Source organism: Flavobacterium sp. (genome assembly GCF_003525665.1).
Classification (GTDB): Bacteria; Bacteroidota; Bacteroidia; order Flavobacteriales; family Flavobacteriaceae; genus Flavobacterium.
This window is the reverse complement of sequence record NZ_DQDX01000066.1, coordinates 18,387-26,425: the sequence shown is the minus strand read 5'-3', so window position 1 is coordinate 26,425 and position 8,039 is coordinate 18,387. Positions and strand designations below refer to the sequence as shown.

8 protein-coding genes are annotated in these 8,039 nt (G+C 31.1%); all 8 read left to right on the top strand.

The window, feature by feature from the left end:
• Positions 1 to 1,770, top strand: a 1,770-nt coding sequence (locus tag DIU01_RS15585) for a M20/M25/M40 family metallo-hydrolase (protein WP_367221745.1), incomplete at its 5' end; no start/stop codon positions are given.
• A 195-nt stretch (positions 1,771 to 1,965) separates the two neighbouring features.
• On the top strand, positions 1,966 to 2,997 hold the full coding sequence (locus DIU01_RS04675; RefSeq protein WP_290832083.1) for a serine hydrolase: 1,032 nt from the start codon (positions 1,966 to 1,968) through the stop codon (positions 2,995 to 2,997).
• Positions 2,998 to 3,189: 192 nt separating this feature from the next.
• Entirely contained in the window at positions 3,190 to 3,906 is a 717-nt protein-coding gene (locus DIU01_RS04670; protein WP_290832082.1) for a hypothetical protein, read from the top strand.
• A 321-nt stretch (positions 3,907 to 4,227) separates the two neighbouring features.
• Positions 4,228 to 4,866: a hypothetical protein gene (locus DIU01_RS04665; protein WP_290832081.1), complete on the top strand. Its 639-nt coding sequence runs from the start codon at positions 4,228 to 4,230 to the stop codon at positions 4,864 to 4,866.
• 141 nt (positions 4,867 to 5,007) lie between these two features.
• Complete coding sequence (locus DIU01_RS04660; protein ID WP_290832080.1) at positions 5,008 to 5,718, top strand: hypothetical protein; 711 nt, start codon at positions 5,008 to 5,010, stop codon at positions 5,716 to 5,718.
• Between the two features lie 195 nt (positions 5,719 to 5,913).
• Positions 5,914 to 6,339 carry a GNAT family N-acetyltransferase gene (locus DIU01_RS04655; RefSeq protein ID WP_290832079.1) on the top strand — a complete coding sequence of 142 codons (426 nt, stop codon included), beginning with the start codon at positions 5,914 to 5,916 and terminating at the stop codon, positions 6,337 to 6,339.
• A gap of 90 nt (positions 6,340 to 6,429) precedes the next feature.
• Positions 6,430 to 6,612: a T9SS type A sorting domain-containing protein gene (locus DIU01_RS04650; protein ID WP_290832078.1), complete on the top strand. Its 183-nt coding sequence runs from the start codon at positions 6,430 to 6,432 to the stop codon at positions 6,610 to 6,612.
• Positions 6,613 to 6,617: 5 nt separating this feature from the next.
• A complete protein-coding gene (locus tag DIU01_RS04645; RefSeq protein ID WP_290832077.1) occupies positions 6,618 to 7,607 on the top strand; it encodes a T9SS type A sorting domain-containing protein in 990 nt (329 codons plus the stop codon).
• Positions 7,608 to 8,039: the final 432 nt, after the last annotated feature.

The following is an 8,039-nucleotide window of genomic DNA, read 5'->3' as shown; positions in this document are numbered from 1 at the left end:
CCAGGTTATGATGCCGAAGCTGTAGTTTCTCCAGATGGAAAAAAGATTGCTTTTACAAGTATTCGTTCGGGTGATTTAGAACTTTATACAATGGATATTGATGGTTCAAATGTGAAACAAATCACTTCTGGATTGGGTTATGATGGAGGAAGTTTCTTTTCGCACGATAGTAAAAAATTAGTATTTCGTTCTTCTCGTCCAAAAACCGATGAGGAAATTAAAGAATACAAAGAATTATTAGCCGATAACGTCGTGGCTCCAACCAATATGGAAATCTACACTTGCAATGTTGATGGTAGTAATTTAAAACAAGTTACCAATTTGGGTAAAGCCAATTGGGCGCCTTACTTCCATCCTTCTGATAAAAAAATTATATTTTCATCGAATCATCATTCGACAAGAGGTTACGATTTTCAATTGTACATGATTGATTTAAACGGAGAAAATTTGAGACAAATCACCTTTGAAAGTGAATTTAACGCGTTTCCAATGTTTTCACCTGACGGAAAAAAACTAGTGTTTTCTAGTAACCGCCAACAAGAAAAAGCGAGAGAAACCAACGTATTTATCGCGGATTGGGTTGAAACCGACGATGCAGAATATGCCAATGAAAAAAATCTGAAAAAGCACATTACCTATTTATCATCTGATGCATTAAAAGGACGATTAACGGGTTCGAAAGAAGAAAAAGTAGCAGCCGATTATTTATCGAAACAATTAAAAAGCTACGGATTACAACCTTACAATAAAAATAGTTACCTTCAAGAATTTACCTATAAAGTAAAAACCGATCCAAACGATTCTTTGAAGGTTAAAGAAAATACAGGTCGAAATGTTATTGCATTTTTAGACAACAAAGCATCCAAAACTATCATAATTGGAGCACATTATGACCATTTAGGAATGAACGAACACAACCATTCTACCAAACCCAATTCCAAAGGAGAAATCCATAATGGTGCCGACGATAATGCTTCTGGTGTTGCAGGAGTTTTAGAATTGGCTCGCATTTTATCGCAAAACAAAACAGTTGAAAAAGCCAATTATATTTTTGCTTTATTTTCGGGTGAAGAAGATGGATTAATTGGTTCTAAAAAAATGGCCGAAAACATCAAAACCTTATATCCAAATGCATCGGCGATGATTAATATGGACATGATTGGTCGATTGGAAACTGCCAAGAAAGAATTGACTGTTGGTGGCGTTGGAACTTCTCCAGAATTCAGTAAAATCGTTGAAAAGAACAAACCAGCAGGATTTAACATCACCTTAGACGAAAGTGGCGTTGGTCCATCCGATCATACTTCGTTTTATTTAAAAGATATTCCGGTGTTGTTTTTCTTTACAGGAACACACAGCGATTACCACAAACCATCTGATGACGAAGACAAAATCAATTATTATGGTGTGAATGCCATTGTAAATTATGTAGCTCGAATTGCAAACGAAATCAGCAATCAAGAGCAATTACCGTTTACAAAAACAAAAGCCAATGCGGCAAAAACTCGACCAAAATACAAAGTTACGTTAGGAATTATGCCTGATTACACCGATCATGGCGATGGTTTACACGTTGATGGCGTAACCGAAGGAAGACCTGCCGATGTGGCCGGAATTAAAGAAGGTGACATCATCACTAAAATTGGAACTTGCGATATCAAAGAAGTCTATGCCTACATGGAATGTCTAGGAAAACTAAATGTTGGCGACGTGCTTCCTGTAACTTTCAAAAGAAATGGCGAAACTAAAACCGTATCTGTCAAGTTTTAATAAGCTTAAAATCATAAAACAAAATCCGTTACTAATCTTTTGGTAACGGATTTTTTTTATTCAAGTTTTGCCGTATTTATTATATATTTGAGAAAGCTAAACAGTTGCGCAAATAATACTTAAGCTCTATATAAAAGAGCTTAGATAGAAGTTTGAGACATTTTTTACAGCGACACAGTAACATAAAGAACAACAATGAAATACCTAATATTTTTAGTAATTTTTCTTCAAAGTACAATTGTAACTTTCGGACAACAAAATAGTAGTTACAAGCAAATTGACAATTTAATTTCAGCAAAAACTACAAAGTCATTTAATGGAGTAATTCTTATTTCTCAAAAAGGACAAACTAAATATTCAAAAACACTTGGCTATTCAGATATTGAAAAAAAAGAGCCTTTACAGTTCAATGACCAATTTGTTATAGGTTCAATCAGCAAACAATTCACAGCCGTTTTAGTACTTCGAGAATTTGACAAAGGAAAAGTAGACTTATTTACACCAATTAAAAACTACTTGCCTGAATTGACTCAAAGTTGGGCAGATACGGTTACAATACACCATTTGTTGACACATATGCACGGCATTACTCAATTAGATGAACCAACAACTTTTAAAGCTGGAACACAGTATTCGTATTCACAAATTGGCTATGATTTATTAGCTAAAATAATTGAAAGAACTTCGGGAAAATCATTTGCAGAACTTTCAAAAAACCTATTTGAAGAATGTGGTATGAAAAACACCTTCCATCCAGATAATAAAGAATATACTAATTTGGTTAAAGGTTATACGGAACGTGAAAATGGCAAAATTGAATTTGAAACTGACACATTTCAAAACTATGTTGCTGCAGGTTCTTTCCTATCAACAGCTGAAGATTTGAATATTTGGAACAATAAATTTTATAGCGGAAAACTCCTAAAAAGCAAGACTATGAAAATGCTCAAGACAAAACAAACTGGTGCTGTTCGCAACCACCCAATATTTGGAATTACAGAATATGGGTACGGAATAACTGTTGACACAAAAGAAGCTATTCTACAATTTGGACAGACAGGTTTTGCTCCAGGATTTGTTTCAATGAGCTTTTACTTTCCAAAAACTAAGACCAGCGTAATTGTACTTTCTAATGTTGCCTATGACACCAATGATTTAAAGAAAACCTTCTACTATCCTACTGAAATTTTGAAAATCATAAGAAACGAAATGAAAAACAAAATTTGATTACTAATAAACTTGTCTAAACTTTTGGGTGCAGTCTAATTTGGTAACGGATTTTTTTATTCAAATTTTGTGGTTTTTTTATATATTTGAGAATATTTGATCGTTGGGCTAATAAAACCAGATTTAGGTGTACTAGTATGATAATATAAGACTTATATACAAGTTATAGGCAAGAACTCCTCACGAAAAACCATGAAATTAAAAACATATTTATTTTACGCTTTTATAATTTGCAGTTTAACAAATTGCAAAAGAGAAAATGAAGTGAAACCTATTCAACAAGAATATATTGTAATTTCAAAAGAAGATTCTCTTTCTAACGCTTATGACAAAAAAAACAAAATACCAAGGCCTTTCGTTCCGCAAGAATTGAAATGGTATACAGATTTAGTGGTGATAATGGATTCAAAAGACAAAGTATATATTTATCAAACCGAAAGGAAATCTTCAAATGAAGAAGCTAAATTTGACAATCCAAATTATATTGGTTTAAGGCCCGAATATTTGACCACTGTTGACAGTAAAGATTTTGTTTCTTTTTTAAAAAACAATAACGACATATTTGGAATTTTCCCGAATAAGGAAAACGTTATTAATCCTTTCTACATTGCTTCAGAAACAGACACAATAAAAAATGTTGCAATTTCTAATTTAAACAAGGCGCTTAGTGAAGTAAAAAGCCAAACTATTTATTTACTCAGAAAAACGACAGAAGAAGAAAATGCTGTTCTGAAATTCAAGAGAACCCAGCGAATTTTTGAACCAGAAAAGATTAATTGGTCCACAAAATTTTATGATGGTCAAGTAACTCCATTTACAAAAGAATACGAAAAAATGGAAAAAAAAATGAAAAGCATTGTAAAAGCTAAAGAAACGTTTAAAAAGAAGATAAGAATAGTTAACATGTAAAGTTGCTGCCTATAACACACGCTACAAGCGATTTGAGAATTTGTCTTGACGGGAAAATAGTTTTCTATTTGGGAATTTTGGCTAATCCGAAAAATAGCGCTAATTTAGGCCCACACCGCGTGTAGCGCGGGAACGTCAGGTTGTGAAAAAACTAAGTTAAAAAGAGAAGTTATTCGGATACCTATCAGAGAAAAATTACGTACAGACGATTCTCAAACGCTCACTTTGAGTATTTTCACAGTCTGACGTTAGCAATTATTTTTGAAAATCGTAGAAAAATTGAACTATTTTATTGACAAGAAATATTTTTTATCTTTGTAAATGCAAAATGACTTAAAAAATGAATTACACAATGTCCTTTCAGGAAAGAGCGAAGTTAGGTTTGGAACAATTATCCAAGCAATTGCCTGTTACCTTAACAATGGCGCGCAGACAAGCTCAGCAGTTGAAGACGAAAAGTCTTTCAAAAAACAAGAAACAAAGATCTTAGAAAATTATGTTGCAGAGAAAAATCTTTGGATTAGAGATATTGATTTTTCTCAATATGTTAGTGAAGGTGCTGAACAAAAAGTCTATTTAAAAGATAGCGAACATGTTCTAAAACTCAACGATTCTATATACTATAGTTCTTGGAAAGATTACTTATATAATTTATTACTTCACAATTATTTTTTCTCTGACACAGCATATGAACTAAAAGGTTTTACAAAAGATAACGATGTTTTGTATGCAGTAGTTCAACAAAATTTTGTCTCAATTACAGCAAATACAAACTTAGAAAGTGTTAAAGAATTTTTAACAGTTAATGGTTTTCAAAATAATCGAAATAATGATTATGTAAATGAGGAACTTGGAATTATTTTAGAAGACTTACATGATGAAAATGTATTGACTCAAAATGATATTTTATATTTCATTGACACTGTATTTTACATAACTGATAAATTCTGGCTGGACTAAAATAAAACAATCACTAACACATGTTTGTTGCTATTGCTATTGCTATTGCTGGGCTTGCGCTTGCTATTTAGTCTTCTTGGAAAATAATCTGGTGGTTACAATTCTATCTTTCAAAGAAATTTTGTAGGTTTGTTTTGTTCAGTGCTTGCAGCAACAACAGACGGCAAGCATGGGAACGGTAATTGTAATGTTATGACAAACGAAACTTACAATGGAAAAAATGTAATTTGGGAAAGTAAAACTAAACAGATAATTTTAGTTTTGATTTCTTTCTTATTTACGTTTGCTGCATTATGGATTGGAGAATACAAGAAAGTTCAATTTTGGTTTGCCATAGTAATTTTTGGATTTGGTGGAATATTTATACTCATAAGGCTTTTGAATCCAAAAAACATATTTGTTACATATAAAACCGAAATTGGTAAAAAAATCTTATCCGAAAGAGAGGAAGAGTTTCATTATAGTTTTGGAATATTTGATTATGATGAAAAAGGATTTGAGATAACTAACGAACAAATCGTAAATTATTATAATTGGAGCGATATCGAAACTGTTTATGGATATAAAATCGATTTAAAAGTCTATGATGAAATATGCTTAAATATTTTTACTAATGACAATGAAAAGTTTACCATTACTGAATCAACAGATGGATGGTTTCAATTCATAAGTAGATTGAGTGAAAATATTAACTCAATTAAAATTGATTGGTATATAGAAATTGCAAATCCAGCTTTTGAACAGAACCTAACATTACTTTATGACAAACTGAATAGAGATGATGATGAAATCAGAAAATTAATAAAAAACACTACAGTTAACGGGCATTTGGCAAGATTGCGAATTTTGTAGTAAATCCACGTTCACGTTTCACAAGAAATTTTAACTTTGATAGAAAATAATCGGTGCCAAAGCCCGTAACCTCAGCAAGAGACGGAATGTTGTGTGCAATTATGCCGTGTGCCTAAAAAATTATAACTTATATTCAAAATTTGATTTAAAATAATAACTTCATAAAATTGTATTTTTAAAAAAACTTAAAACGAAATGAAAACAGCTATTTTAAACAAAAATGATGTAAACAAAGACATTAAAGAGCAAGTTTCTGAATTATTCCGTCAATTAAGTCCAAACAAAATTCAATTAGATCTTGAAGAACTATTGAATGAAAAAAACCAAATTACAGTTGCCTATTGTGAAGATGATAATAAAATAATTGGAATTGCATTAATGTGTACTTACAAGGTTATATCTGGAAGCAAGGGTTGGATTGAAGATGTTGTTGTAGACTCAGCGTCACGTGGAAAAGGAATAGGAAGAAAACTGATAAACTTATTAGTTAAAGTAGGTGAAGAAAAAGAACTATCTGAAATACTTCTTTTTACAGAAGACCATAGAGTGGCTGCAATAAATTTATATTCAAGCTTTGGATTTAAACTTAAAGACAGTAAAATATATTGCAAGAAAAAATAATAAGAACTACGCACAACATCTGTAGCTGTTGCAAAACCACATTTTTTTTTAAAATAAAATCAAAAAAACAACCTCTTTTAAAGTGATTTAATGGAGGAAGATATTGATAGTGAGCTACATATTTTCAATTTACTAGGAGAGCAAGTTTTTAGCGGTCTTCTTTTAGGCGGTCAAGAAAGCAAAATTGATTTATCGCATCTTGCTAGAGGATGTTATTTAGTTAAATTATCAAATACCGAAAGTATTTCAACTCAAAAACTAATTAAAAACTAAAAATCATGAAAAAAACATTAAAACTCATAGCTTTACTTTTCATAAGTAATTTTGGATATTCTCAAATATATTACTCTAATTATCTTGATGCAACTTCAGAATGGAGAGTAATAGAAAAACATGGCGAAGCAGCTTATCAAGATATAACTTTCAGAACTATTTTTCTTGAAGGTTTAGAAAACATTAATGGATATACCTACTATAAAATGTATCAAACCTATTATAAAATTGGTTATGATACTGGCTATACAACGATATTAGTTCCTCAAAGCACTAATACTACTCAATTTATAGGCTATTTTAGAGAAGATCCAAATGGTAAATTTTATTTATTTAATAATGGAACAATGCCTTTTTTCTTTAACAACCAATTTTTCAACAATGGTGTAGAAACAGTTTTTTTTGACAATCAAACAGTTTTAAATGCTCAAATTGGCGATTTATATTTTAACAATTTTAATACTTCATTGTGTGCCGTTGACTCACTAAGCACAATGAACATTAATGCAATAAATTACAAATTGATTTTATCTTCTCTTGGAGGAAAATCTTTAGAAGGAGTAGGAAAAATATTGGATGCTTGTAGTTCTCCTCAGAGTTTAGATAGTGCTTTAGCAACATTCATTAGAATACATTGTTACACAAAACAAGGACAAACTTATTCTTTTTATGATAACTATCATTTACCAAATTTTGTGCTTGTTGATTGCAATACATTTCCAAATGCCAATCGTCAAGGCTTATCTACATTAACCTATGAAAATAATGTCTTCAAAGTTTTTCCTAATCCTGCAAATACCATTGTAAACATTCTAAGTGATAATAAAAATATAAAAAAAGTAACCCTATGTGATTTGCAAGGAAGAATATTGAAAACAGAAAATATAAATAACACAAATGTACAATTCGATATATCAAATTATCAAGCTGGTACTTATCTAATAACAATAAAAACCGACTATGGTACAAGTAATAGTAAATTAATAATAGAATAAAATAGTTATATTAAATAAGGCTTATGCAAAACCGCATAGGCCTTATTCCAAAATAGATATGGCTTGTGACAAAGTAAAACAAGCAACCGCAAAACTATATAAGCCTTATGCCTAAGTAGATAAGCCTTATGCCAAACTAAATAAGCCTTATACCAAAATATATAAGCATTGTGCGAAACTATATAAGCCTTATGCCACAGTAAATACGACAACTGCCAAAATAGATTAACCTTGTGCCAAACTACATAAGCCTTATGTAAAACATATATGACTTGTGCAAAAATAGATAAGGCTTATGCCAAAATAGATAAGTCTTGATCACCTGTAAAATAGGCACTTAACAAAAATAAATAATCCGAATAAAAAACGAAAAATCGTGGTGGAAAAAGATATGGCTTCCTCCAACAAGCGTAGCTGTTGCACAACCACCAT